Source organism: Paenibacillus catalpae (genome assembly GCF_900112695.1).
GTDB classification, from domain to species: domain Bacteria; phylum Bacillota; class Bacilli; order Paenibacillales; family Paenibacillaceae; genus Pristimantibacillus; species Pristimantibacillus catalpae.
Map to the genome: position 1 here is coordinate 15064 of NZ_FOMT01000007.1, position 25948 is coordinate 41011.

25 protein-coding genes are annotated in these 25948 nt (G+C 49.9%); 6 read left to right on the plus strand and 19 right to left on the minus strand.

Annotation, left to right across the window (positions count from 1 at the left end):
- Positions 1-13: 13 nt before the first annotated feature.
- The 14 genes from BM200_RS27360 to BM200_RS27415 all read right to left on the minus strand — a co-directional run bounded on the left by BM200_RS27360 (position 14) and on the right by BM200_RS27415 (position 13256).
- Positions 14-439: a hypothetical protein gene (locus BM200_RS27360; RefSeq protein ID WP_091190190.1), complete on the minus strand. Its 426-nt coding sequence runs from the start codon at positions 437-439 to the stop codon at positions 14-16.
- The gene (locus tag BM200_RS30175) at positions 436-582 is read right to left on the minus strand and encodes a hypothetical protein (RefSeq protein ID WP_175533054.1); all 147 of its coding nucleotides are present in this window, start codon (positions 580-582) and stop codon (positions 436-438) included. The genes BM200_RS27360 and BM200_RS30175 overlap by 4 nt, the downstream gene beginning before the upstream one ends.
- A gap of 12 nt (positions 583-594) precedes the next feature.
- A complete protein-coding gene (locus BM200_RS30180; protein ID WP_175533055.1) occupies positions 595-762 on the minus strand; it encodes a hypothetical protein in 168 nt (55 codons plus the stop codon).
- A 39-nt stretch (positions 763-801) separates the two neighbouring features.
- A complete protein-coding gene (locus BM200_RS27365; protein WP_091190192.1) occupies positions 802-1668 on the minus strand; it encodes a hypothetical protein in 867 nt (288 codons plus the stop codon).
- Between the two features lie 18 nt (positions 1669-1686).
- A complete protein-coding gene (locus BM200_RS27370) occupies positions 1687-2631 on the minus strand; it encodes a type II secretion system F family protein (protein WP_245773176.1) in 945 nt (314 codons plus the stop codon).
- The gene (locus tag BM200_RS27375; protein ID WP_091190196.1) at positions 2615-3985 is read right to left on the minus strand and encodes an ATPase, T2SS/T4P/T4SS family; all 1371 of its coding nucleotides are present in this window, start codon (positions 3983-3985) and stop codon (positions 2615-2617) included. Before BM200_RS27375 ends, BM200_RS27370 begins: the two co-directional genes overlap by 17 nt.
- Positions 3982-4827 carry a CpaE/TadZ family protein gene (locus BM200_RS27380; protein ID WP_091190198.1) on the minus strand — a complete coding sequence of 282 codons (846 nt, stop codon included), beginning with the start codon at positions 4825-4827 and terminating at the stop codon, positions 3982-3984. The genes BM200_RS27375 and BM200_RS27380 overlap by 4 nt, the downstream gene beginning before the upstream one ends.
- Positions 4824-5540 carry a CpaB family protein gene (locus BM200_RS27385; protein ID WP_091190200.1) on the minus strand — a complete coding sequence of 239 codons (717 nt, stop codon included), beginning with the start codon at positions 5538-5540 and terminating at the stop codon, positions 4824-4826. Before BM200_RS27385 ends, BM200_RS27380 begins: the two co-directional genes overlap by 4 nt.
- Positions 5541-5793: 253 nt before the next feature.
- On the minus strand, positions 5794-6144 hold the full coding sequence (locus BM200_RS27390; protein WP_015842701.1) for a type II toxin-antitoxin system PemK/MazF family toxin: 351 nt from the start codon (positions 6142-6144) through the stop codon (positions 5794-5796).
- 3 nt (positions 6145-6147) lie between these two features.
- Positions 6148-6429: a CopG family ribbon-helix-helix protein gene (locus BM200_RS27395; protein WP_041613299.1), complete on the minus strand. Its 282-nt coding sequence runs from the start codon at positions 6427-6429 to the stop codon at positions 6148-6150.
- A 215-nt stretch (positions 6430-6644) separates the two neighbouring features.
- Complete coding sequence (gene alr / locus BM200_RS27400) at positions 6645-7829, minus strand: alanine racemase (protein ID WP_091190202.1); 1185 nt, start codon at positions 7827-7829, stop codon at positions 6645-6647.
- Positions 7830-7992: 163 nt separating this feature from the next.
- Complete coding sequence (locus BM200_RS27405; protein ID WP_091190204.1) at positions 7993-9219, minus strand: LolA family protein; 1227 nt, start codon at positions 9217-9219, stop codon at positions 7993-7995.
- Between the two features lie 176 nt (positions 9220-9395).
- Positions 9396-11843: an asparaginase domain-containing protein gene (locus BM200_RS30760; RefSeq protein ID WP_091190207.1), complete on the minus strand. Its 2448-nt coding sequence runs from the start codon at positions 11841-11843 to the stop codon at positions 9396-9398.
- Positions 11844-11876: 33 nt separating this feature from the next.
- Entirely contained in the window at positions 11877-13256 is a 1380-nt protein-coding gene (locus tag BM200_RS27415) for an asparaginase (RefSeq protein ID WP_091190208.1), read from the minus strand.
- A 365-nt stretch (positions 13257-13621) separates the two neighbouring features.
- On the opposite strand from BM200_RS27415, the gene BM200_RS27420 reads away from it, so the two are divergent.
- Complete coding sequence (locus BM200_RS27420; protein WP_091190211.1) at positions 13622-14326, plus strand: YqaA family protein; 705 nt, start codon at positions 13622-13624, stop codon at positions 14324-14326.
- A gap of 123 nt (positions 14327-14449) precedes the next feature.
- On the opposite strand, the gene pyk is transcribed toward BM200_RS27420, so the two are convergent.
- On the minus strand, positions 14450-15871 hold the full coding sequence (gene pyk, locus BM200_RS27425; protein WP_091190456.1) for a pyruvate kinase: 1422 nt from the start codon (positions 15869-15871) through the stop codon (positions 14450-14452).
- A 139-nt stretch (positions 15872-16010) separates the two neighbouring features.
- Between pyk and BM200_RS27430 the strand changes: the two genes are divergently transcribed.
- A complete protein-coding gene (locus tag BM200_RS27430) occupies positions 16011-16790 on the plus strand; it encodes a helix-turn-helix domain-containing protein (RefSeq protein WP_091190212.1) in 780 nt (259 codons plus the stop codon).
- 111 nt (positions 16791-16901) lie between these two features.
- On the plus strand, positions 16902-17570 hold the full coding sequence (locus tag BM200_RS27435; RefSeq protein WP_091190215.1) for a hypothetical protein: 669 nt from the start codon (positions 16902-16904) through the stop codon (positions 17568-17570).
- Between the two features lie 70 nt (positions 17571-17640).
- Here BM200_RS27435 and BM200_RS27440 read toward each other — a convergent pair whose 3' ends face one another.
- From BM200_RS27440 to BM200_RS27450, 3 genes are all read right to left on the minus strand, one after another.
- A complete protein-coding gene (locus BM200_RS27440) occupies positions 17641-20124 on the minus strand; it encodes an EAL domain-containing protein (RefSeq protein ID WP_091190217.1) in 2484 nt (827 codons plus the stop codon).
- A 249-nt stretch (positions 20125-20373) separates the two neighbouring features.
- A complete protein-coding gene (locus BM200_RS27445) occupies positions 20374-20835 on the minus strand; it encodes a hypothetical protein (RefSeq protein ID WP_091190220.1) in 462 nt (153 codons plus the stop codon).
- Between the two features lie 110 nt (positions 20836-20945).
- Positions 20946-21980: a CobW family GTP-binding protein gene (locus tag BM200_RS27450; protein ID WP_245773177.1), complete on the minus strand. Its 1035-nt coding sequence runs from the start codon at positions 21978-21980 to the stop codon at positions 20946-20948.
- A 135-nt stretch (positions 21981-22115) separates the two neighbouring features.
- On the opposite strand from BM200_RS27450, the gene BM200_RS27455 reads away from it, so the two are divergent.
- Positions 22116-23105 carry a diaminopimelate dehydrogenase gene (locus BM200_RS27455; RefSeq protein ID WP_175533056.1) on the plus strand — a complete coding sequence of 330 codons (990 nt, stop codon included), beginning with the start codon at positions 22116-22118 and terminating at the stop codon, positions 23103-23105.
- 348 nt (positions 23106-23453) lie between these two features.
- Here BM200_RS27455 and BM200_RS27465 read toward each other — a convergent pair whose 3' ends face one another.
- On the minus strand, positions 23454-23933 hold the full coding sequence (locus BM200_RS27465) for a GAF domain-containing protein (RefSeq protein WP_091190224.1): 480 nt from the start codon (positions 23931-23933) through the stop codon (positions 23454-23456).
- A gap of 104 nt (positions 23934-24037) precedes the next feature.
- On the opposite strand from BM200_RS27465, the gene BM200_RS27470 reads away from it, so the two are divergent.
- Together BM200_RS27470 and BM200_RS27475 are read left to right on the plus strand one after the other, a co-directional pair.
- Positions 24038-24538: a CAP domain-containing protein gene (locus BM200_RS27470; protein ID WP_091190226.1), complete on the plus strand. Its 501-nt coding sequence runs from the start codon at positions 24038-24040 to the stop codon at positions 24536-24538.
- A gap of 142 nt (positions 24539-24680) precedes the next feature.
- On the plus strand, positions 24681-25946 hold the full coding sequence (locus BM200_RS27475; protein ID WP_091190229.1) for an alkaline phosphatase: 1266 nt from the start codon (positions 24681-24683) through the stop codon (positions 25944-25946).
- The last annotated feature ends 2 nt before the right edge of the window (positions 25947-25948 follow it).

Here is a 25948-nt window from a genome sequence, read left to right on the forward strand (position 1 = left end):
TCCGTTAGCACCCTTATGGCATATACTCGCTCATCTTCAACCCAAACGTCCGCATGCGACTGTCCGGAGAGACAGGAGCTAGTCCAATCAACCTGTCGATCTGAAACAAATTCTCATACGGATAGCTCATCTTCAGCATGATTCCCGTTCCCCTTGGCAAAGGAGAAGCCGGATCTGTCGCCGCTAGTCCGTTATCCGCCGTAACTTCATATTGAACAAGCTCAGGCTGCATCCCGAATGCGGCAAGACGCTCTCTTGATCGCTCCATCATGGCCGTGTCAATATAGCCGTAACTCCCGCTTGCACCAACTTCCAGCAAATAATCGGTCTCCTGCTGAAGCACCGCTTGCCTTGCTATCAGCACATGCTTATATATGGGTGAAAACATCATCCAGCACACCATGGCGGCAAACAACACAAATACTAATATATTTCTCATGGGCTCATCTGCCGGATATAGGCGCCGATAGCCGCTCCGGAACGCTCCACTTGCCGCTTCGTACCGCCGTCGCCTCCGGTAATTCCCGTATATAGCAAAATGACGGTCACCAGAAGCAGCATCGATATAAGTAAGCCTCTCAATGCCGTACCTCCTTAGTTGGAACCAGATCCCGACCCTAACATAGAGCTGATCTTCGTATTAGCCGAACTGCCTTGTGTCTGAATCTGCTTGCTTGTTCCCGTCGTATCATTCGCAATAATGTTATTAAACAAAATGATTACAACAACAAGCAGCATGACGGTCATCAAAATATTGCGCATCTTGCTTCACCTCCTTCATAGCGTTCTCTTACCGCAGGCTTATCCTAAAGACTCGAACAGCTTGCGGCCTTCCTGCACCCAGGGATAGATAAAAATTTGAAAGGTATACAATATAGGGATCCCTGCGATGATGAACAAGAAGTAGGATGTTGATTCTTTACGGCTTTCCTTCGCCAGCTCCAGCTTCTCTTTGTAATCCTGAATCCGCTCCCTGAGAAGCTTGTAATACTCCTGGCTCTCATGAAGCCGCAAGGAGTCAATCGTCTCCACGAAGCTCATCCCGTCGTCGGTGCCGATCCGGTGCTTGAACCGGCGAAGCGCCTGCTCTGCATCGTGATACCATTCGGCAAGCAGCCGTTCGAGATCCCCGCGCAGCGTCCGGGTAAACGGAATGCAGCGCGTCAGCTTCGTATGGATATGCAAGGACGACTCCGACAGATAGAGCAGCTGGTTGCTCATCAAATAGATTTCCTTTGTAATTCTTTGGGCGCGAAGCCGTCTGAAGGAACGCAGCCATGGCAAGTCCCAATACAAGAGCACAAATATCGTTAGAACAAACAAGTAACAAAGCCACGCCCCTTGCTCAATAGATAGACCTGCATAAATGGCGGCGACGGCTGGCAGCAGAATCAGCAGTATCCTTCTTGCCGCCGAATACCAAGCCGCATCTGCCGTAACTCCGCAGCCCGCCAGGAGGGTTGCGCGTTCGATATACATATCTTGTTCCCGTGATAACCGGAGCAGCTTCAGCCACTTATCCGGCAGCTCATTCGTCCGCCAGTTCAAGGCATCCAGATGGAACCATCTCGTCCGCCTTCTTGGCATCGACTGCAGAATCATATAAACCCCCAGAAAGCCGAATAGAAACTCCCCGGCAACAATCAGCAGGCGCAAGAACGATTCCATAGCCTTACCAGCCTCCCTCTACATCTTTTTGCGTGAAAGCCATAGTCCCATTAAGAAGGAAGCAAAGATCAGTACAATGGCGTTTAACAGCATGTCTCTGCCCTGCGGATCAATCAGGTAGTAGTAATAGGAATTCTCCCGGTTATAACGGACGTTAATGCCGATATAAAACGCAAGAAACAGGACCGGCGTAAAATTGGCAATCCGGATTTCCAGCAGCTTATTACGCTCCTGCTCATTGGCCCGGCGTGCCTTGCGCATATCGGCGATCAGCTCCTTCAGACTGTCAGCAATCGGCGAGCCTTCAGCTAAAGCCACCCGCATAATGTTTACGAAATAATCGCCCCACACATGGCCCAGCGCAGCCGAGAAAATTCTCAGGCTTGCCTCATCATCCCCGCGAACCGACAGGTTCCGGTACAGCTGCTCGAACACCGACTGCATAGGTCCAAGCAACCGCCTTTCCTCTACCGTCCGCTGCAGCCCGCTGCGGACCTGTCGTCCTCCCGTGACCAGATAACATTGATAGAACAGCTCAACTGCCGGCAAAAAATCCATCTGCAGCTGCATCTGTCTCTGGACAAGCATTGCCCGCAATATGGTGTAAGGCAGACACCCAATAACCGCTCCAAATAACAAAGTTCCCTTGATGCTTTGAAAAAAGAATCCGCCAACAGCGACTCCAGCGAGCAGGAGCAGAAATGATCCCACAATGAGACCGGACGGCTTCAGCTTGAGCTGCAGCGTCTCAAGCAGCTCGGACAAATGGCGGAACACCCGCTCGAACCGCTGGAGCTTTTCCGTCAGCCGGTAGCTTAGGCGGTTTTTTGCTTGAAATGTCAATCTGTCTCTCCGCGCCTGACGGTCAGTCCAGACGAACAATAAGCTGGACAGAGAAACGAACCATAAGCTAAAGAGCAGAAGAGCGCCTGCCGCAATAGACAGCTTAATCAATACCGCCATCCCCTCTCCGGAGCCGTGCCATTGCTTTGGGCGAGGGCTTCTGCGGATAGATCCAATGCCCGCTTGTCTCATCAAATCTTGCCCATTCACGGACAACAACTTCGTTATTCACCCATCCCAGCTCGCCGATCCGGGCAATAACCCGTCTTCCGCCCAGATAACGCATTTCAATGCCGATTTGTGTAACGTATTCGGCAATCCTTTTCGTCAAGCGCTCCGGATTCATGCCCCGCCCGTCCAGCATGCACATGTCCGCAATCGCTTCGGGCACATCCTCCAGCGTGTTGGCATGTACCGTTGTCATACTGCCGGAATGCCCCCTCGTACAAGCCCGTACGTATATGTTGGCGTCCATATCGCGGATCTCGGCATGGACGATTCGCTGCGGGGACTGGCGAAGAGCCAGCTTGAACGCCTGCTCTGCCCGGTGCTGCGAATCGTCCTCATCGGCCTCATACTCAACCGTATTCTTCCGGGGGAAATCACGCCCTAGCATCATTTCAAAACGCCCTTCGATCGTAACGATCCTTTCCTCATCCGGCAGTTCGGCAATCAAAGCTTTCATAAGATGTGTCTTGCCTGAGTTGGTCGGGCCGATAATGACCAGATTAAACCTCGCATCCAGCACATTCAGAAGCATGTCCTTCATAGGAATACTTAACGTTTGATAAGCTGACGAGCATAAAGTGCCGAGGCTAAAGCTGCGCACGGTAAAAAAACGAATCGTAAGGGTAGGCTTGGACGTAAAACCAAAGCCGGTCATGGTCACGCGCGAGCCGTCCCGCAGCATAACCTCTGCCCAACGCTTCCGGGGATTAATCCGGTCATTGTTATAAAGCACAAGGTTCTGCTGGATCCGTTCTACATCCCTTTCATGATCGAACCGGTATGGTGACAGCTTTGTTTGACCATCTCTCACTTCGTAGATCTGCGATCCAACCACCTGGATTTCCTCGAGACCGTCCTTCTTCGCAAGCACAAGCTCAAGCACGTTGAGTCCGATAACCTCAGCAAACAGCGCTTCCGCCAAAGTCGCGTAGGGATGCTTATAGCCGTCCAACTGATGAATACGGAGACGGATCAGCCGGTCGGCAATAATGGCCAGCACCTGCTCCCTCTCGGGCGCAAAACCAAGCACCGCCCGGTTCAAGGTCTCACTATACTGCCGGCGTTCCTCCTCCGTTAGCCCTCTGGGTGCAGCCAGGTAGGACCTGATCTCATCCGAGAGCCGACCGAAGTCTGCTCCCCTCCCTGCTGCATCGCTGCGATCCAAAGGATCAGCTGCAGAAGATTGGTCCAGCCTCAGCCGCGCAGAATAATCCGACGGAGAAAATTTACCCGCACTTGTGCTCAAGAGCTTACTCCGTTACGGTGAGCGAGCAGCTTGCGGTACCAAGGCTGGACGGCAAGCGTTGGCGTTATTCTGCGTATATGATGACGGTCCATCAACTGGTCTGCGCTCTCCTGCATTACAAGCTTGCCCGCAGGATCTTCCTTGAGCCATTGGCCATAATGGCCGCTGTCCAGCTGTGCATAAAAGTGATGTCCAAACCTTAATTCTCCAAGTTTTGTTGTACCCATCTCTTTGCAAATGTCCTTCATGCTATATCCTCCTGTGCTCCATGGCGAGTAAATGACAACGGTATCGTATTGTTCCGTTGATAACCCAAACAGCGGCGATACTTGCGAGATCCAGCGTTTTCCGTCTTCCTGAAAATGGGATAAGGCATCCGTGGTTACGATAATGCGAGTGTCTGCCTCCCTCAAGGCACATATCGTAGCTGCGTTATCCCAATAAGCTCCTACATCAATGATTACAATGGAAAAGGTCTGCCCCGCAACCCGGAGCAAGTGCTCCATCTCTTCCGGTGAATAAAATTCAGCCTGGTCCCTCAGCATGTTGCCGAACAAGACATGCAAATTCGGCACTCCTCTGACCGCCTGCACGGCACGCAGCAGCTTATCCGGCGTTAAAGCCCCGGACCTCAGCTCCGGTCGCAGCTTGTCCAGCGTAACGGCCGGTTCGACGATACCCAGGTACCGGTGCAGCTTCGCGCTTTTCAGATGCATACATAAATAACCGACCTGCCTGCCGCTTGCTTCGGCTATCCGAAAGGCTGCGGCGAACGCAGCGGAAGTGGTGCCAATATTCGGCGTCGTTCCAACAAAGGTGATTAGCGGTGCCGATGTGTTCACGAGCGATCCTCCTCTTCCAGCTGCAGTGATTCCGGGCTGTACGCGATAACCAGCTTGTGGAGGCCGTCCTTGCAATAACTGTCGATCTGCAGCCATTGTGACTCCGTCAGATTCAAATTTATATATTCAATCATGCCGTTCGCATCACGCCGCGAGGCATACATCCGCTCTTTATCCCCTTCAGCAAGCGACAGCAAATTAGGATCCTTCATATTGTCGATCTCCACATTGCTTGAGGATTTGACGGATGCTACCGTTACGAGCGAATCAAATATTCGCCTGGACGGCTCATTCTCGCCCGATAAATAAACGGAGACTTTGTCACCGGCGCGAATGCCGTTGGAGATCGAACGAACATAGTCGCGCGGAATTTGAAAGGTCGACTCCGAGTCTGCCGGCAGGAGATGGTACTGATCGATTTTCCAGCCAAGAATCGGTTCATTTGTCCCAAGCGGAATAACGGTCTCCATGCCTACCGCCTGCCTTGCCTCAACAAGCATTTCCTTCTCATAGCCTTCACGCGGTATCCGCTTGTAGGCAATATCCGCTTCCGTCAGCCGCCTGCCCGCTTCAACAAATTGTTTAGCCACAATTACCTCTACCGTCTCCTCGCGGGTGACCTGCAGCTTCTGCAGCTGGAACAAGCCGTATACCAAGAGGCCCGACAGCAAGGCGGCAAGCAAGCCGATTCCCGCATTTCTTCTTCTGTTCATCTTCTCTCCCCTCTGCATCACCCGGCGAAAAAAAAAGAACGCAGCAGAAGCCCTATTAAGGCTGATCCGCTTGCGTTCTTCGCTAAGCCGTGCACGTATATGTATTTAACAACTAATTGACCATATAATAGCAAAATCGATAAATAGTTGTCTATAGGTTTTTTTCAAAATTCTACAATTTTTCGATATATTGCGACGATTTTCTATAAGAAAAAACAAGGACAGCATCAGCCGTCCTTGTTCCATGTGGTGATTAAAAATCAATTAATCCAACGCTAATCAGCAGAGCATCGTCCACTTTACGCATCGTTTCATCGTCCAGGTGGGTGATCTTGTCGGTTAAACGCTGCTTGTCAATCGTCCGTATCTGCTCAAGCAGCACGACGGAGTCTCTGTCGAAGCCGTGCGCCGCCGCTTCCATCTCAACGTGCGTAGGCAATTTGGCTTTCTGGATTTGCGCCGTAATGGCCGCGACTATGACCGTCGGACTGAAGCGGTTGCCGATGTCATTCTGAATAACAAGTACTGGCCTTACTCCGCCCTGTTCTGATCCGACGACCGGTGACAAATCCGCAAAAAACACATCTCCGCGTTTTACGATCAACCTCTACACCCCGCTTACGAGACGGCCTAACGTATGATCGGCTTCTTCCTCCGCTTGAAAAGCTTCGGAGGCCATGTTCAAGTTGATTTTCGCCATTTCCAGATACCCACGCTGCATGGACTCGCGGATCTGCCGTTTTTTCCGTTCCACAAGATACAGCTTCATGGCCTGCCGAATAAACTCGCTTCGATTGGAATTTTCCTTCGCGACGATACCGTCGACCTCCTCCAGCAATTGATCCGGCAAGCTGATCATGATCCTCTTGGTGTTCTGCATATTGGCCACCGAACTAGCACCCCCAAAACTTTTCCAAAACCATTAATATTCATTATTACAAAAATACGCTGCCACTATACTTCATCATATCTATGTTCCGCGTATATCAATTATGCTGCATGATGAATGTCACTCCGAAGCATATACAAATTGTTTTAACTAATTCGCGATCGACAGCAAGAATCCTCTATTTTTCGCGAAAAGCTGCTATTAACAATTAATTCCTAACCAAAAACGAGCGGATTCGATACCGCTGCCACCTGACCGTCTCTCACATAGACGCGGGGCACGCGGGCTGCAACCATACAGGTCACTTCATAGGGAATCGTTCCCAGCAGGGAAGCGATCTCTTCCGCCGAGATTTCCTCCTGGCCTTGCCGCCCGATCAGCACGACTTCTTCGCCCGGCTCTACAGCAGCATCCGCCGCTGCATTGTCCAGAGCAATCATGCATTGGTCCATGCAGATCGTTCCAAGCACGGGCACCTTGATTCCGCGTACAAGTACATGAGCCTTGCCGTTCAGCATCCTGCTGAAACCGTCTGCATAACCGATTGGCAGTGTGCCAATCCGCTCCTCCTGCTTGGTTACATACCGGGAGCCATAGCTGATTCCCCAGCCCGGAGGCGCATCCTTGACCATGACAACTTCCGTCTTCAGCGAAAGGACAGGTTCAAGCTTGATCGTGTCGCGCTTCACTTCATCCGAAGGATATAAGCCGTACATGCTGATCCCCAGCCGGACCATATCGCCGCCGTATTCCGGCGTATCTATCCCTGCTGCACTGTTGGCCGCATGAATAATCCGGATCGGCAGATCATGGCTGCGGACATGCTCGGCAACGGCATAAAACCGTTCGTACTGCTGCCTGGTGTAGCTTTTGTCCGCCTCATCGGCTTTGGCATAATGGGTGAACAAACCTTCCACCTCAAGCTGCGGAACTTGAAGCGCCTTGCCGATAAAAGCAATGGCTTCCTCTGTTCCGATGATGCCAAGCCGTCCCATGCCGGAGTCAACCTTAATATGAGCTTTGAGCTTCTTGCCATCCGCATGAACAGGAAGGGCTGCAGCCGCCGCCAATATGTCTTCGCGGAACAACGCGATTGCAATATCCTTGTCGCGGGCAATGGAAAGCGCTTCTGCCGGTACAAACCCAAGCACCAGAATAGGCGTTGCAATTCCCGCCTGACGGAGCTGCAGCGCTTCATCCAAGAAGGCTACGCCTAAATAATCAACGCCGAAACGCTCTGCCTCGCGTGCAATTTCCACTGCGCCATGCCCATAAGCGTTTGCCTTGACCGAAGCCATTAACAGGCGCCCTTCAGGCATAGCGCTGCGGAATGCTTGCAGATTGCGGTTCAGCGCATCCAGCGAAATTTCTACCCGTGTCGGGCGATAATACGATTCCAAGTCGGTTCACCTTCTCCTCACCCTAACAGTCGCAGCAACCCGTGCCATGTAAACATCAATAGAAATAATGTTAAACGCTGTCGCGTGGGCTGTCAATGAAATGGCGGCCGGAATCGGATAGTACGTCTTGGAAAAATCCATGTTTTGTATGATCTTTTAACTATTATTTAGTGGCATCCACTTGAACGGACTGCGCAATACGGATCATCTCGGTCTCCGGAAGCGTTGCGCTTGTGAGACGAAGCTCATTCCCGTCCACGATCCAGGTCAGTGTCTTCTGGTCGTCTCCGCCCGTCAATTCGCCGATTGTAAATCCAAGATCAAGGAACGTTCCGCCTGTATACGTGGCGGCCATATCCTTTGGCTGCGTCTGAATAATCGAGAAGTCATAAGTGCCGGTATAGCGGGATACAACACCCGGCAATCCGCCAAATACGATATCCATGCTGTCCTTCAGGACTACGCCTTGAGGGAGGTCCGTTGGCACCATCACTTGAAGTTCAGTTGCTGCATCTGCCTCAGGGCTTGCGGCTGTGTCATCAGCATCCTCTTCATCTTCTGCTGCGGCATTTTTGCCGTCTTCATCCTTCGTTGCTTGATCCTTGCCGTCTGCTTCTTTGCCGTCTTGCGAATCAGTCGATTTGTCCGGCGTAACGGCATCCTGGCTGTCTTCCGTGCCGGCATTCGCGCTGCCGTCCACATCCGATTGATCCGGATCTGCAATCGTTGGCTGATCGCTTGTACCGCTGCTCGAAGGCGACGATTTCATATTGGCTTCGGTTTCGAACGTTGTGTTATCAAAGCTTGGGCCAAACTCGAAGCTCGTAAAGTCCACCTGTACCATGACAGAGGCATTTGCATCGCTGACTTGAACCTGAAGCGGCTTGTAATCCGATTTGTTCAGCCAGATTTTTTGTCTGGCGAGCGTGCCGTTATTATAGTTAGCCATAACGTCAAAGACATAGGATTTATCATCAACCGCGAACTGGCGTGAGTTGTCCGTCAGAATGCTTTGAATCAGCGTTTGATAGAGGTATACCTGCCCTTGATTTTGCGGCCAGTCGCTTTGGAATCGGAACACTTTGTTCAGGCGCGGCGTAAGGACAAATACACCGTCATCATTGCGCAGAACAATTTGTGTAATATCTTTCTCTGCATTCGTTAATTTAATGCGGTAAAAATGGGGCTTTTGGTAAGAAACTTCCACATTGTAAGTCAGCTCCTGCTGACCGGTATTCAGCTTCATTGTGCCTGTCCCCTGGTAGCTCTCCATATTGCTTACCACTTTGTCGAGCTCCTTGACCACGGACTCGGCGTCCTTCTTCCCGCATGCGCTTAGTACGAGTGAAAACACTAACAAGATTGCCGCTGCCCATGTCATGCGACGCATTACAATCATCCCCTCTTCACATTGTTTTTCCGACTGGTAACATGTCTATGAGGGAACTTGGACAATTATGCGGACTAGTTTGACAAGCTGGGGCTTGTATAAGAAATAAATCGCCGGACAGCATTAAAAACTGCCCTGCAAGGCTATAGCAGCCCTGCAGAGCAGTTAAAAGCATCTTATTTGGTATCGAGAAGCTTCATAATGACCGTGATCGCTTCCGCTCTCGTTGCTGTTCCTTCCGGTACGAAACGGTTGTTCAACCGGCCTTGTACAATGCCTTTATCCGCCACCGCTTTCACCGCACCTCTTGCCCACACCGGAATCTCAGCATGGTCAGAGAAGCTGGTAACGGCATCTTCCTCTGTTGTCAGCTTCAGAGCCTTGGCGATCATAACAACCATCTCGGCGCGGCTGATTTTACTGCCCGGCCTAAAGGTTCCATCCGGATAGCCGCTTGTAATCCCTGCGCTGACCGCCTGAGCTACCGCAGCCTTCGCCCATGCTCCGATTACGGAGGTATCCTTGAAGGATAACGCAGCACCCGGATCATCTGATTTAAGCGCGCGCATCAGCATCGCAATGAATTCTTCGCGGGTAACGGTAAGCTCCGGCTTAAAGGTGCCGTCGCTGTAGCCGTTCACGATACCTGCCGATACCGCGCTGCGAATCGAAGCTGCCGCCCAGTGTCCCGAAATATCGGAGAAGTCCGGTGCTGCCGGAGCAGCGTCAACTGCAAATACAGCAAACTTCGTGAAATGATCGGTAGTTACGGAGATCGTGCTTCCGTTCACCGTTCCGCCCATCTCAATCCATTGTTTCTTCGTCTCATCATAATAGAAGATTGACGGCTTCTTGCCTTCCTTAACCATCGAAGTATCAAACTTGAAGGTCAAGGTTACAGGAACAAGGAAATGACCTGCTTTATTTTTCACTACTTCAAAGATCGAAGACAGAAGCACATCATCTGCCTGTACCAGTCCGCCTGCTTGCGCAAGCTTCTCAATAGTGATCTTCAATTCCTCGCTTGTTGCCCCGCTAGGTACATGCACGGTGATGCTGTTGTCATAGACACTTAAGTCGCCGGAGCCGCCTGAAGGCACGGTAAGTTCATTGCTGCTCGGCGGGGTGCCTGCGCCACCGCTTGATCCGGAACCGGATGAGCCTGTCTTGAACGTGCCGGTCAGGCCTGCACTCTCATTCCCCAAATCGTCAAAGGCTTTAACCGTAAAGGTATATGACGTATTCGAAGAAAGACCTTTCGCGGTATAGGTTCTGGCCGATGAGGCAACCTTGGCAATTGGAGTCTCGTCCGTTCCCTTGTAAATCGCATAGCCTGCCACACGGGTCAGATCCGTCGCCTGCGGCCAGCTTAAGTTAATGCTGTCCGTCGTTTGCGCATCCGAGGCAAGCGCAGCATCCGCCGGCCATGCCGGTGGAGCCGTATCATCCATGACAATATCCTGCGCTCCGACCGTTTCGAACCAATCCTTGACCGTATTGAAATCTTTCGAGAACGCGAGGGACAAGAGCAGCATAATGCGGGCATGCTGCGGATTCAGGTTATCCCCGGCAATAACGCCGTTGCTGCCGCCGCTCATCGTTCCCGAGCCTGTTCTTGTCGTTGTTACAAAGATAACGCCCTTCTGGATAGCGGCGCTTCGCGCTTGGCTCATCTTCGCAGATATGCCTCCCGCTCCCGTTCCGGCAGTTACGATTCCTTTGGCCCCGTCCTCTACCAAAGCCCGGATCGCGCCGCCTCCCGCTTCCTGATAGCTGTAGGCGATCTCGACAATCGGAAGATCCTCCTTCGATATGGTCCGCAGATCAAACGGAGTAGCCCACTCCGGTGTTCCGGCTTTCAGAGCTCTGGCGTTCAGCCGGTACATTCTCACAGCCGGATCATCAATATAGCCAAGCGCTCCAAACATCGGAGTATCAAACGTATCCAGACGGTGAGCATTGGACTTCGTTACTTCGCGTGCCGCCTGAATAACATCGTTCAGCATAATAACCGTGCCATACCATTTGGTCTTATTGCTGGCAGCCACTTTAATCGCCTGATAAAGGTTAGCCGGACCGTCTGTACCGATGACGTCCCAAGGTCTCATCGCACCCGTTACAATAACCGGTTTCTCGCTGCGTACAGTCAGATCAAGGAAATAAGCGATCTCCTCCATCGTATCTGTGCCCGTCGTTACGACAACGCCGTCATAAACATTAAGGGCTTGGTCTACGGCCAATGACAGATCATACAGATCTTTCATAGAGTAGCTGCCCGATCCTTTATTGCCGAACTGGAAGGTCGATACGTCCGCATTTTTGTGAGTCGGAAGCTGAGCGACCATATCCGCCATTTTATACGTGCCGGCCGCATAGTTCTGAAAATTTGTTTTATCGCCTTGTGACGCTGCTCCGGCTATTGTCCCCCCGGTTGCCACAACCATAATATTCGGCAGGGGAGAAGCTGCTGCTTCTGCCGACAAAGCCGGTATATCAAAGGTCGGAAGCTGGGGAGCTGTTTCTTCCGCTGCACGCGCATAGCCCATAAATCCAGATAAAAGCGCAAGGATCAGCAGGGGAGAAAGAAATCTCCGCAGCATTCGATTATTGCTGATGACAGTCATATCCGGTTACCCTCCCTTCGTATGCGTTCCTGTTTAATGCACGCCAACAGGCTCTTCTACCACAGGTGTGGATTCAACCGGTTCAGTGCTCTCCGGCTCTGCAGTAGGTTCTGCGGAAGGTTCTACCGTTGGCTCTGCAGAAGCCGGAACCTCAACGACAGGTTCTTCAACAACCTCTTCTTCTTCAATCGAAGTTTTCAAAACCGTATTCTCATCTACGGAAATCTCAACATCCCCTGTGCCAAAGGACTGGAACCAGGAATGAATCGTAGGCAGGTCGCCGGTGAAAGCCAGAGAAAGGAGAAGCAGCATGCGTGCATGCGCAGCATTCAGGTTATCTCCGCCAATCGTGCTGCCTGTCCCGCTGTCATACATCGTACCGGAGCCTGTTCTAGTCGTTGTAACAAATACAACGCCTTTTTGGATAGCTGCCGAACGAGCCTGGCTCATTTTCGAAGAGATGCCGCCAGCGCCTGTACCTGCCGTTACGATGCCTTTAGCGCCGTCCTCTACAAATCCGCGGATTGCGCCGCCGCCTGCCTCTTGATAGCTGTAGGCAATTTCAACGATCGGAAGACTGTCCTTGGATATGGTCTTAAGATTAAACGGTGTTGCCCATTCCTCTGTGCCGGCTTTAATCGCTCTTGCAGGAGCGCGATAAATACGTACCGCCGGATCGTCTACATAGCCAAGCGCGCCAAACATTGGTGCGTCAAACGTATCCAGACGGTGCGCGTTTGTCTTCGTTACCTCGCGGGCTGCATAAATCACATCATTGAGCATCAGCACAGTTCCAAACCATTTGGTCTTGTTGCTGCTTGCCACTTTAATCGCTTGATACAGGTTAGCCGGAGCATCCGTTCCGATGACATCCCAAGGTCTCATCGCACCAGTAACAACAACCGGTTTTTCGCTCCGTACAGTCAAATCAAGGAAATAAGCGATTTCTTCCATCGTATCTGTCCCTGTCGTAACGACTACGCTGTCATAGTCGGCAAGTGCGGTATCAACCGCCAGAGATAAATCATACAAATCTTTGATCGAATAGCTGCCTGAGCCCTTATTGCCGAATTGGAAAGTAGATACGTCTGCTGTTTTATGTACCGGCAATTGAGCAACCATATCCGCCATTGTATAAGTGCCGGCTGCATAGTTCTGGAAATTTGTTTTATCGCCGTTTCTCGCTGCACCTGCAATGGTGCCTCCGGTCGCAATGACGAGAACGTTAGGCTTCTCCGAGGCTTCGGATTCAGCCGAAACAGGCGGAATGTTAAATGTAGGAAGTTCTACGGGTTCGGCCGCATTAGCCAAATTTTTTGAAACGACAATCCCGACCGTCCCTGCCGCCATCGACAGCAAAAGAAGCAATAAAACAAACCTCTTACCTAACACACTTTTGACAACGTTTGTCATGATTTGTCTTCCTCCCTATTCTATCTATTTATTTCAACACCTATAAGTCTATTTTATGTCACATATATTAACAAGCCCAATAATCCCGAAGTTAAGCGCTACCATTAGAGTTTATCTAAGTATTTCTTCAATTCTCTTGTTTGATTTATATAATTTAGGAGATTTAAATGTTAAATAAACTAACATTTAATTTACATATTCAGAACATGTCGATAGGAGGTAAAAGGGGGATAAAAAAAGGAGATTGTCGAAAGTTCGCAGCTATTCTTTCGCATTCTTAGAAGTAAAAAAAATGAAACCTAAGTCCTAAACTACCGTATAATTAACTACGGCTTTCCATGCGTAGAGAGGTGTGTGCCATTTTCATGCTCCAAGACATTGTTGACTTCCTAATGAAATTTGGCCCCTGGGGTTTGTTCGTTCATTCCATGATTGATGCAATCATCTTTCCAATACCGGCCTTATTCCTCCAGGTTCCATTAAGCCTAGTAAATCCGTCTGATGCGTTTTTGCTGGCTACCGTAGGATACATCGGTTGTTTGATAGGCACCCCTATTGGCTACTTCATCGGCAAATTTCTCGGCAACTCCATCCTTTATAAGATTCTTAAGAAGGAGTGGGTCGAGTCCGCTACAACTATGTTTCAGAAGAACGGGGATACAGCGGTACTAATCGGTTCTTTTACCCCCATTCCATTCAAAGTGTTCACGATTTTATCAGGCGCGCTCAACTTCCCGCTTTGGCGTCTCATGCTATACGCGGCATTAGGCCGAGCAGCAAAATTCTATCTGGTCGGTGGACTGATCTACTTTTATGGTCAGGCGGCCGAAAAAATGGTTCACAATGCATCGATGTATTTGTTCGCCATCGCTGTTCCGTTAATCGTCTTATTCCTGTTCTTCCGTAGAAGACTTCGCAAGAAGAAAGCTGCTAAAACGGCGGCGGCAGAAGCTGCAGCAGCAAGTGCAGCCGAGGAAACCGCTCAGGAGCAATCTGCGGCTAGCGTTACAGCAGAAGAATCCTCGTCCGATACTCCCATCCGGGCAACAACTCCCGCAAGCCATACTTAAACGAACATACAAGAGGCCCCTTCCCGGTCAGGAAGGGGCTTTCATGCGTCCAAATAAAACGCCCCTCGGAACCATCTGAACGAGATGATCCAAGGGGCGTTCTTCGCCGTTCACTATATAGGCTTAAATTCCGTACTGAGAGATCTTCACAAGGTTGGTAGCGCCGGCTTTACCTGTAGGCGTACCCGCTGTAATAACAACGTAATCACCTTTCTCCAGAAGACCTGTGCTGCCGCCGTTCGTTAATGCCGACTCAAAAATATCATCGGTCGAGTTAGGTCTGCCGCCTTTTACCGGGATAACTCCCCACATAATGGCCAGACGAGGAAGCACTTTCTCGTCTGAAGCTACCGCGATGATCGGCGATTTCGGACGGTATTTGGATACCATACGAGCCGTAAAACCACTCTCTGTCGGCGTAACAATAGCTTTCGCGTTCAACTCAAGCGACGAGCTTACCACGGCTTGGCTGATTACTTCCGTAGTCGTTGTTGGCTGTGCGCCTCTGCGCTGCTGGAACTCGTCGAAGTAATCCAGCATCGATTCTGCTTTTACCGCGATCGAAGCCATCATGCTGACCGACTGCACCGGATATTTCCCGGCTGCCGTCTCTCCCGACAGCATAATGGCGTCCGTTCCTTGAAGAACAGCGTTTGCCACGTCACTAACTTCCGCACGGGAAGGACGAGGGTTGATCTGCATCGAATCGAGCATTTGGGTCGCAACGACAACCACTTTGCCGGCTGCATTACATTTTGTAATCATTTCACGCTGAATCATCGGAACGTCCCAAGCTGGAACTTCTACGCCAAGATCGCCGCGGGCAACCATAATGCCGTCGGATGCTTCAATGATCGAATCGAGGTTATTAACGCCCTCTTCATTCTCGATCTTCGAGATGATTTGGATATGTCCTGCGCCGCTTTCATGAAGCAATTCACGGATTTGCAAAATATCTTCCGCTCTTCTCACAAAGGAAGGAGCGATAATATCGATTTTCTGTTCGATACCAAACAGGATGTGGCGGATATCGCGTTCGGTTACGCCAGGAAGTGTTGTGCGAATTCCCGGCAGGTTGACGCCTTTTCTCGCTTTAATAACGCCGCCGTTCAGAATGACGCAATCGATTTCCGTTCCGTTAACAGCAACAACTTCCATCTCGATCAAGCCGTCGTCAAGCAAAATTTTATTGCCAGGGCTCACAACTTGCGGCAGCTCCGCATAGTTCACGTGAATACGCTCGCCGTTACCGATGATTTCTTCCGTTGTCAGCGTCAGCGTCTCTCCAACCTTCAGCAGGTAAGAAGCCTCCTCCAGCTTGCCGATCCGAACCTCCGGACCTTTAATATCAAGCAGGATCGCGACAACACTATTCGTTGCTGCTGCGGCTTCCCGAATACGAGCAATGCGTGCCGCATGATCCTCCAGCTCGCCGTGTGCCATATTCAAACGGGCAACGTTCATTCCCGCGTTAATCATGTCAATTAAAATTTCTGTCGATTCGCATGATGGTCCCATGGTGCAAACAATTTTAGTCTTGCGCATAATGTCTTTCATTCCTCCTGATTGTACGAGTCTGTTGAACAAGAATACCTTTATTGTAGCCTGTTTCTTCCCAATCGACTATGAATTATAGTACTCTTATAGAAACATAGTACGATAATAATCGGAGGAGAACAGAACAGTGCTTAGCCTTGAATATGTAAGACAAGACAGAGGAACCGACTGGTTTGACGACGGTCATCGGCCGGAAAGCTCTTCCACACTCGTATTGGCGAGTTACGGAAAAGTGGTGTACTGGATCGAGAATGAGAAAATTATTTTAGAAAAAGGCGATTTGTTGTACATCCCGGCTGGCCAGTCCTATTATGGCAAATGTGTGCCAACCGTTTTCCACGAGAAATACGTCATCGAATTTACGGCAGTCACCCCTGCGCTCCCGCTTCTGCAAAACAATCATTGGGTAAAATCCCGGACGGGCGCTTATGATCTGATCTTTGAGCGGATTAAGACCATGCACAATGAGTGGATAGAGAAACATCTGTATGCCGAAGTCCTTGGCCTTGCCATTCTGTACGAATGCCTGGCCCTCTGGAACCGGGAGCTTGATGAAGGGCCGGCTACATCCGCTGCCCATCAGCAGGTAGAACGGATGAAAAACTATATTATGAACTACTATCAGCAGAAAATTACAAAAGAGGAGCTTGGCGAGCACATACACAAGAGCCCGAACTACGCCGCTACGTTATTCCGCCGGGTAACCGGTCAAACGATCAGTGAATACGTCCATAAGGCACGAGTCAAAAAAGCGATTTATCTGCTGGTTGATTCCACCCTTACCGTAGGGGAAATATCCGAATCCGTCGGCTACCGTGACTTGTCCTATTTTCAGCGCATCTTCAAGCGCGAAACAGGCAAAACGCCATCCGCCTATATGAAAGACCGGCCTAACCCCATTCCTTGATCCTTGCTAAGCAGCAGCGGAAAAATGACAAAAGCAGCAACATTCGATTCAGATTTTCGTTTATGAGGGTAAGATATAACTAATCCTGTTCCCTGAAATGGAGTGAAGCTCATGTGGCGTCTATTAAGCCTATTGACTGTGATGCTGCTTCTTGGCGGATGTTTTGGTCTTGGAGGGAACGGAAATTCGTTATCGCCAGCACCTTCAGCAACACCAACCAACGAGCCATCGGTCGAACCTTCACCATCTTTATCTCCTACACCAGCACCAACAGCTACACCAGCTGCGACTGCGGAAGAAACTGCCAAAGCGATTATCGCGTCCATGCAGCAGCAGGATATAGAGAAGCTTTCCACCTATATCCATCCCGAGAAAGGGCTGTTATTCTCCCCATACGCGCATATCGACAAGGACACGGCGCTCACGTTTCATGCGGGTGAACTGCCGGCTCTGGAGGATCCAAAGATCTATGAGTGGGGGAGCTATGACGGCTCGGGCGAGCCGATCAGCCTCACTTTCGGTGACTATTATAAAAAATTTGTGTATGACCAAAACTTCGCTGAGGCTGAAGAAGTCGGCCATAACAAAGTGCTGGGCCAAGGCAATTCGCTTGTCAATCTCCGGGAGATGTATCCGGGCAGCACATACTTCGACTATCACTTCAGCGGCTTTGACCCCGAGTTAAGCGGAATGGATTGGGAGAGCCTGATCCTTGTTCTTGAGCAGCATAACGGCGCCTGGTACCTATGCGCTATCGTGCATTCCCAATGGACCATCTGAATCAACAATGATAAAGGGCGCTCCATCGTCATCATGACGATAAGAGCGCCCTTTCCTTTTTCTATACGGCCTATTCACCTGCAGCATTGACAGAACGGACTAATTCGGCGAACCGTTCCGGCGTAACCGGCGGACTAAACAGATAGCCCTGCATGAGATCACAGTTATGTTCCTTGATAATCTGCAGCTCCTCCGCCGTCTCCACACCTTCCGTAACAACCTTCATATTCAGGTTATGGGCAATGACAATCAAGGATTTAAATATCATCTGCTTGCGGATATCCGTCACGATTCCCCTGATAAACGATTTATCCAGCTTCAAATAATGAATAGGGATATTCTGCAAATAACTAAGCGATGAATACCCCGTGCCAAAATCATCCAACGAAAGCTTTAAGCCAAGCTCCTGAAGCTCATGTAATATTTGCAGCGTATGCTCGGGATTCTCCATAAAGATGGATTCCGTTAATTCCAGCTCAATCTGCTCCGGACGGACACCAACCTCTGACATAACAGCTTTTATGCTTGCCACAATGTCTTTCTGCTGGAACTGCATCATCGACATGTTTACACTAACCAAAATCGCGTCCATCCCCATCTGCTCCCACTGCTTCACCTGTAGGCACGCTGTCCGTAGCACCCATTCCCCGAGTAAAATAATAAAGCCCGTCTTCTCGGCAATCGGAATAAATTCGAGCGGCGATACCATGCCAAACTCCGGATGCTTCCAGCGCAGCAGCGCTTCAACTCCATGAATACGGCCTGTCCCAAGTTCAAGCTTTGGCTGGTAATGAAGCATGAACTGATTCGTCTCCAGCGCATCGAGCATACTATTTTCCAATATCAGCTCTTTCGTCGGGACGTCATTCATCAGCGGTGAATACAGCTTATAGGTATTGCGCTGCTTCTTCGCCACATACAAGGCGATATCGGATTCCTTCACAAGCCGGTCGACCGTCTCCGGGGTCCACTCCTGCTGCACACTCATCCCGATGCTGGCCGTCAGATAGAAGAGCCGCCCCTTCATCTTGATCGGCTCCGCAATGACACTCAGGATCCGCGTTGCAATCGCGGTAGCCTGCCCCATGTAGCTGATCTCATCCAGAAGGACAACAAATTCATCGCCGCCAAACCGGAAAACTTGGCCAGCCTGACCCGTCACGTCAACAATCCGGTTCCCGACCTGCTTAAGCAGCATGTCCCCCATCGTATAATCAAGCGTTTCGTTAATAATTTTGAAACGGTCCAAATCGACATACAGCAAGGCAACCTGTCCACTACTGCCCGTCCTGGTCTCCATGTACCGCGTGTAACCGTAACGGTTCGGGAAGCCCGTAACCAAATCATGCGTTGCCTGATGCTGGATCAGGTGCTCGGCTTCCTTGCGGAAATCAACCATCCGGTTAAAATGATTAGCCATCGTCTCAAACTCATCATTTGTCCGGATATCCAGCGTCAGCTTCTCATTGCCAATCGCTACGGCCGAGGTCACCTGAATGACCTTTTTAATGTTTTCCAATACAATCTTCTTCAGCAGCAGAAGCGCCAGAATTGACATAAGAACGAGAGTGATGACCGCAAGCAGAATCGAGCTCCACAGAGATGAATAGAACGTCGTCAGCATATTGCTCTTCGGAATCGCCATCTCGAAATGCCATGTAAAGTCCTGAATCCGAATAGGAATCAGCATCCGGAACATTTGTCCTTTCGTATAGCGGTCCGGTGTATATTGGATGGTAGAAAAGCTCTTCTTGTAATCGTTGATGGAGCCTCCCCCTTGCCACATCTCATAGGGCTTCATGACAAGATCCGGGTAAGCACCGTTTGCGAGGTAATCGTTATTAGACGTGATAATGCTGGCATGGCCGTTTAACGGACGGATCTTGCGGATCTTTTCCTGCACCGTCTGAAGCGAAATATCGCCTCCGACAATACCGAGGAACTGACCGTTCGCATCCAGAATCGGTAATATAAACGAGGTTACGATAATCTTCTTGCCGTTCAGATTATAGGGATATGGGTTACATAAGGTAAACTTCCCGGATTGTTTGACGGCTTGATAGAAATCCCCTTCGCCGTTCTTTTTGTTATAATCAACGGTAGGGATCGCTTTCAGACCGTCATTCGTTCGTACAATATAAGGGATAAACCGGCCGGTAGCATCATCGTAACTGCTGTCCATACTATGCTGGTCATCCTTTTGATCAAATGCGTCCGGCTCCCAAACGGTATAAACGCCAATCAGATCAGGATTATTGCGGACAACAGCTTCGAGCATATGTACAGCATAGAGACGGTTCTGTACGGCATCCGTACGCATTTGGAGCAGAGCATCTCTAATCGTTGTGAGAGAAGACAAGCTTTTATTAATAGAGGTAGTAAATTCGTCGATATATTGGATAGACTGCTTTTGCGCCAGCAGCTCGCCTTTCTCCAGACTGGTATCATAGAGCTTGTTCAGATAGAAAGAAACCAATAAAGAATAAGACAGCAGCATGAGAGCTCCCAGTGCAATAATTAGTTTCTGTGCGATGCTGAGCCTTATTCCCCTCAAATCTCTATCCTCCTTCTCTATCTCCAGACCTATCCAAATGTATTTTCCAATTTATGATATGGTTCTAGTATACTTGACAAAATAAGATAAATTCAACGGAAAACTATCGATTAATATGACAAAATAATCATTTCTTCGACAGGTTAATGTCGAATTATGTAACTTTCCAATCATCCAGGAAAATGAAAAGAGGCTGCTTAAGCGTATTAGGCAGCCTCTTTATTCCTAATCCTATAGTCCTAACTTCGTTCAACCCTGTTTTACATCTCTCTGGGGCTCTTGCTGCGCATCGCTCTTATGGTGCATCCGGTGAAGCTTATGGAGCTCCTCGCGAAGCTGCTCTGCTGTTTTGCCTTCCGTTGCGATGCCGTTTTCTTTGGCTTTCTGACGCAGATGCTCCAGCATTTTCGCTTTATGCTCGGTCTTGAAAGCCTCCCACTTCGCTTTATCCTTCTGCTTCGCCGCTTCCAGCTCTGTCCTCAGCTGCTCTGCCGATTTGCCCTCCGTCTTAATGCCGAAATACTCGGCCATATAACGAAGCTTAGCGAGCCTGCGCTCGTCGTTATTCTTGCCATACATACCGCCGTGATGGCGGCCATGCCCCTCCATGCGGTTATCCTGCGTAGCATCCTCCGGCTGCGCTGCATAGACCGGAGCCGATAGCAGCAGCATAGTTGCTGCGAATGCGCCGATGATCCATTTTCTTTTCATGCCTTGCCACACCTTCCTATCCAATTCGTGATGCCGGAGCTTTGGAGCCCCTAATGGATTATTTTTCCCAAGCAAACGGATAGATAGACATGACTTTGTCGTCTCGCCAATTATTCTGTCGAATGATCGGCCTGCCGTTCGACTGTGCGAAGCTGCTCGAGCAAAACATCCTTCGAGAAATGCTCACCAATAAAGACGGCAACATCATTCACTTCGCCTTGCGGGGTAATCCGAATAAAGTCGGTTTCACGGTAGGCATATTGGAACAGGAAGCGGCTGGCTGTATCCGAGAATGATACGATACCTTTCGCCCGGTACACATTATCCGGAAGCCCCTTAAGAAATTCCTCAAAGGCAACGCTATCGACCGGTCCATTCATGTAATGAGTCATGACCATCACATGCTCGTGGGTATGATGGTGATGATGCTCTTCATGATGACCGTGCTGGCTGCCAGTATCCTGATTATGTACAGCTGACAGCTGAACAACATCTTCGGCTTGTCCGTTCAGGAATGCCCAGTCCTCCACCTTGCATCGGACGGTCGTCATAACGGGAGCAACCGTGTTCATTTCCCTAAGCAGCTGCTGCGCCTCAACCAGCTCTTCCGGTGCCAGCTTATCTGCTTTATTGAGCAGCAGCCTTGTCGCACACCGGATCTGCTCACGCATCAGCTTAAATGTCTTGCCTTTCCCGCTCCGGCTGCGCTGCAGCAGCTCGGGGCCATCTACAACGGTAATCACGCTCTGCAGTTCAATCCGGCAGTACAGCGCCGCTTCTGTTACCCCATCCATAATCTCCATCGGATTAGCCGCGCCGGTTGATTCAATGACAATCACGTCCGGCTTATGCGTCTCAATCAGCGTCTTGATCTCCAGACTGAGATCGCTTCGGATCGTACAGCAGATGCACCCGCTCAGCATTTCCGACATGGGAACATCATCGCCGACCATCTGGCCGTCCAGATTAATATCGCCCAGTTCATTCATAATAACGGCCGCTTTGAGCCCTTGTGCCTGCCACTGCTCCAGCAGCCCGGTTAGCAGAGTTGTTTTGCCGCTGCCAAGAAAGCCGGACAGCAAATAAATCGGTACATTCGTTTGGTTCATTTTTTGTCGTTCCCTTTCGTCTGTCATTCCTTTCATTATATCGCTCCCGTAGAGGGGATGCACCTGTCTGCAAGTGTTTATAATAACGAAATGAGGATGGACATATCTTACATGTCATGTTAGGATGTTAAGAGTTGTTTTGTTAAAACTTTTTAAGAAGGGGGCAATAAAGTGAGCAATCAAAAGATTCAAATAGGTATCGTAGGTTACGGCAATTTAGGTAAAGGGGTACATAAAGCCATTGCGCAAAACAGCGACATGGAGCTGGTTGCCGTCTTCACACGCAGAGAGCCATCCGAATTAGCAGCTGGCGCGGAAGGCATCCGTTTCGAATCCATTACCAATGCGGAAGCCTATAAAGGTAAAATTGACGTTATGATTTTGTGCGGAGGATCTGCTACGGATCTGCCTGAACAAACACCGTTCCTGGCAAGCATGTTTAATACCGTTGACAGCTTCGATACCCATGCCAAAATTCCTGAGTTCTTTGAAGCTGTTGATCGTGCCGCTTCGGAGAATGGCACTCTGAGCGTGATTTCGACCGGCTGGGATCCGGGTCTCTTCTCGCTTAACCGTCTGCTGGCGGAAGCGATCCTGCCGGAAGGCAAAGACTATACCTTCTGGGGCAAAGGCGTCAGCCAAGGCCATTCGGATGCCATCCGCCGCGTACCGGGGGTTAAGGGCGGCGTTCAATATACCGTTCCCGTGCAAAGCGTAATCGACCGCATCCGCTCCGGAGAAACTCCTGAATTCACTACTCGCGAGAAGCATTTGCGCGAATGTTATGTCGTTGCAGAAGAAGGCGCGGATGAGGAGCAAATCCGTCAAACGATTGTAAACATGCCGAACTACTTCTCCGATTATGATACGACTGTTACTTTCATTACCGAAGAGCAGCTTAAATCCGAGCATCAAGGCATGCCGCACGGCGGCTTCGTTATCCGCAGCGGTGTAACCGGCCAAGGAACCAAACAGCTGATTGAATTTGGCCTGAAGCTGGAAAGCAATCCTGAATTTACAGCAAGCGTGCTTGTTGCTTACGCAAGAGCCGCACATCGTCTGAGCGCAAGCGGTCAGACCGGCGCCAAAACCGTATTTGATATTCCATTTGGCCTGCTGTCGCCAAAATCCGCGGAAGAGCTTCGCCGCGAGCTGCTGTAATTGAAATAAAAAAAAGGCTGCCCGGGCGCCATGAAATGGCGAGGGCAGCCTTTTTCTATTTAAGCTACATTATAACCAAACGGATCTGATGATGATTACAAGCAAAATAAAGAGGACGAGAATGAATCCGAGTGAAGAACCTCCACCATACGGATACCCGCATTGGGCACCTGCAACTGGACCTACTCCGTAGCTCATTTGTTCATCTCCTTTAACTAATGTACAGTATCCTATGTTTAAAAACCCAATCGGTATAGGCATTTACCGAAATTGTGCGTTTGCTGAGTTTTCGGTTTTTGATGCACATTGTCAAAGGAACTGAGCATGTACCCCATCTTTTTAACGATTTTACAGATGTTCGCCCAGCCGCTCGTTAAATATAGTCAAAAATTGAAGATCCGTTTCATCGAAACGGCTAAACGAGGGACTGTCGATGTCCAGTACGCCAATGATCTGACCGCCGCTGTAGAGAGGGATAACCAGCTCGGAATTGGAGGCACTGTCACAAGCGATATGCCCCGGGAATTGATGCACATCTTCGACAAGTACCGCTTCCTTGCGCGCAACGGACGTGCCGCATACTCCTTTGCCAAGCTTAATCCGCGTACAAGCCGGCTTCCCCTGGAAAGGACCCAGAACAAGCTCATCCCCCTCAAGCAAATAAAAACCAACCCAATTGATATCATCCAGAAACTGTTGAAGCAGGGCGGACGCATTCGCCAGATTGGCAATCCGATTGCGCTCGTCTTCGACCAGTCCCGTTAATTGTTTGATAAGCAGCGTATAATTCTCTTCTCGCGTGCCCGTGTACAAGCTTCCATTAAACAATATCATCACTCCTACTCTATCAACCTGACCAACCATCCAAACCAGACTTGATTGTATGAATAGAATAACATAATTCAGTATGATCGATTAGGGGGATAATTTGGGTGACGAAGAAGAAAACTGTTTTGAGGAAGAACACTGCTGCCAGGAAAACCGCTGTCAAGAAGACCGCCGCCAATAATACGAAAACGGATCTGCTCTATCCTTTGCAGGAAACTTTTGAAGATGAAGTATTCGCACTTGTCAATCAAGAGAGAGAAGCGGCCGGCTTGCCGCCTCTCAGCCGCTTGGAAGTGCTCTTTGAAGCAGCCGAAGCCAAAGCGCAGGATATGCGGGATAATAACTACTTCGATCATATCTCTCCAACCTACGGCACTCCCGGGCAGATGCTGACCCAGTTTGGTGTGGAATGGACCGCATACGGGGAGAATATCGCTGCAGGGCAGCGGACACCAGCGGCCGTAATGGAGGCTTGGATGAATAGTCCGGGCCACCGGGCAAATATATTGTCTCCCAAATTTACTCATCTAGGAGTTGGATTTGCGCCCGGGACTACCGATAGCCGATTCCGGACTTATTGGGTACAAGAGTTTGTAAGACTATAGATCTGATTTTCAGCCAATTCCCTACTTTATCCCTATTTATGTAAGTTATTTACAACACATTCACTTGCTCCATACATTCTCCTAATAGAAACTCTGTAAGATGCAGTTGAATCAGAGCATTCAAATAGGAGGAGATACTAGAATGAAAGTCACCAAAGGTTTGAAAACCGCACTATTAGGAACTGCAGCAGCGGCACTTGTCGTTACCGGTTATACAGGCATTCACAGCAGCAATCAGGCTGACGCAGCGACACAAAAAGCGAAAAACGTTGTTCTGTTCGTCGGCGACGGCATGGGAACCGCCCAGCGTGATGCCATTCGTCTTGCCACAGTAGGCGAAAGCGGGCAGCTGGCCATGGATTCGATGCCGTATGTCGGCCTGATTCATACAAGCTCAACAACTGCCATTACGGATTCCGCTGCTTCTGCAACGGCTTATGCGAGTGGAGTTAAAACGTATAATGGCGCAATCGGCATGGATGCGAACAAAAAAAGCGTCAAAACCATTATGGAATATGCGAAGGATAAAGGCATGTCCACCGGTCTTGTCACAACAAGCCAAATCACGGATGCTACGCCTGCAGCTTTCGCTTCCCATGTGGAAGACCGCTCCAAGCAAAGCGACATTGCCCTGCAATATTTAACGAAATCGAAGGTTGACGTTCTGCTCGGCGGCGGCGAGGACTTCTGGTTCCCTGCAGGCAACAAGGGAGCTTTCAATGATGAGACAGCAGCTGATCCATCTGAGAAAAGCAAAGGAACACAAGGCGACCTCGTGAAAAAGGCGAAATCACTTGGTTATACGTACGTAACGAACAAAACGGATATGACAAAAGCAAAAGGCAAGCTGCTTGGCCTCTTCGCCAACGAAGAAATGTTCCAGCAAAAACCGGAAGGCCAAGGTGATGTCTACAATCCGATCGTATCGCTGCCAGACATGACGAAGAAAGCGCTCGATACCCTTTCCAGTAATAAAAAAGGCTTCTTCCTAATGGTTGAAGAAGAAGCAACGGATGAAATGGCTCACAACAATAACGCGAAGCTGACGATCAAAGCCGGCCAAGAATTGGACAAAGCGGTCAAAGTCGCCAAAGATTTCGCCAAGAAGCATCCGGACACGCTGGTGCTCGTCCTTGCCGACCACGAAACAGGCGGCTTCTCGGTTGAAGAGGTTGACGCCTCCGACGAATCGGGCGACGGCACTACGATCTCCGGCGAAGATGGTCCATTCGCTATTGCGAACTCCAAAATGAGCTTTACAGTAGATTGGACAACCTCCGGCCATACAGGCGTTGACGTACCGGTTACCGTAACAGGTGCGGGTGCAGAGCTGTTCACGGGTATTTATGAGAATACCCAAATCTTCAGCAAGCTCGCGCAAGCGATGGGCATTACGGTTAAGAAATAATT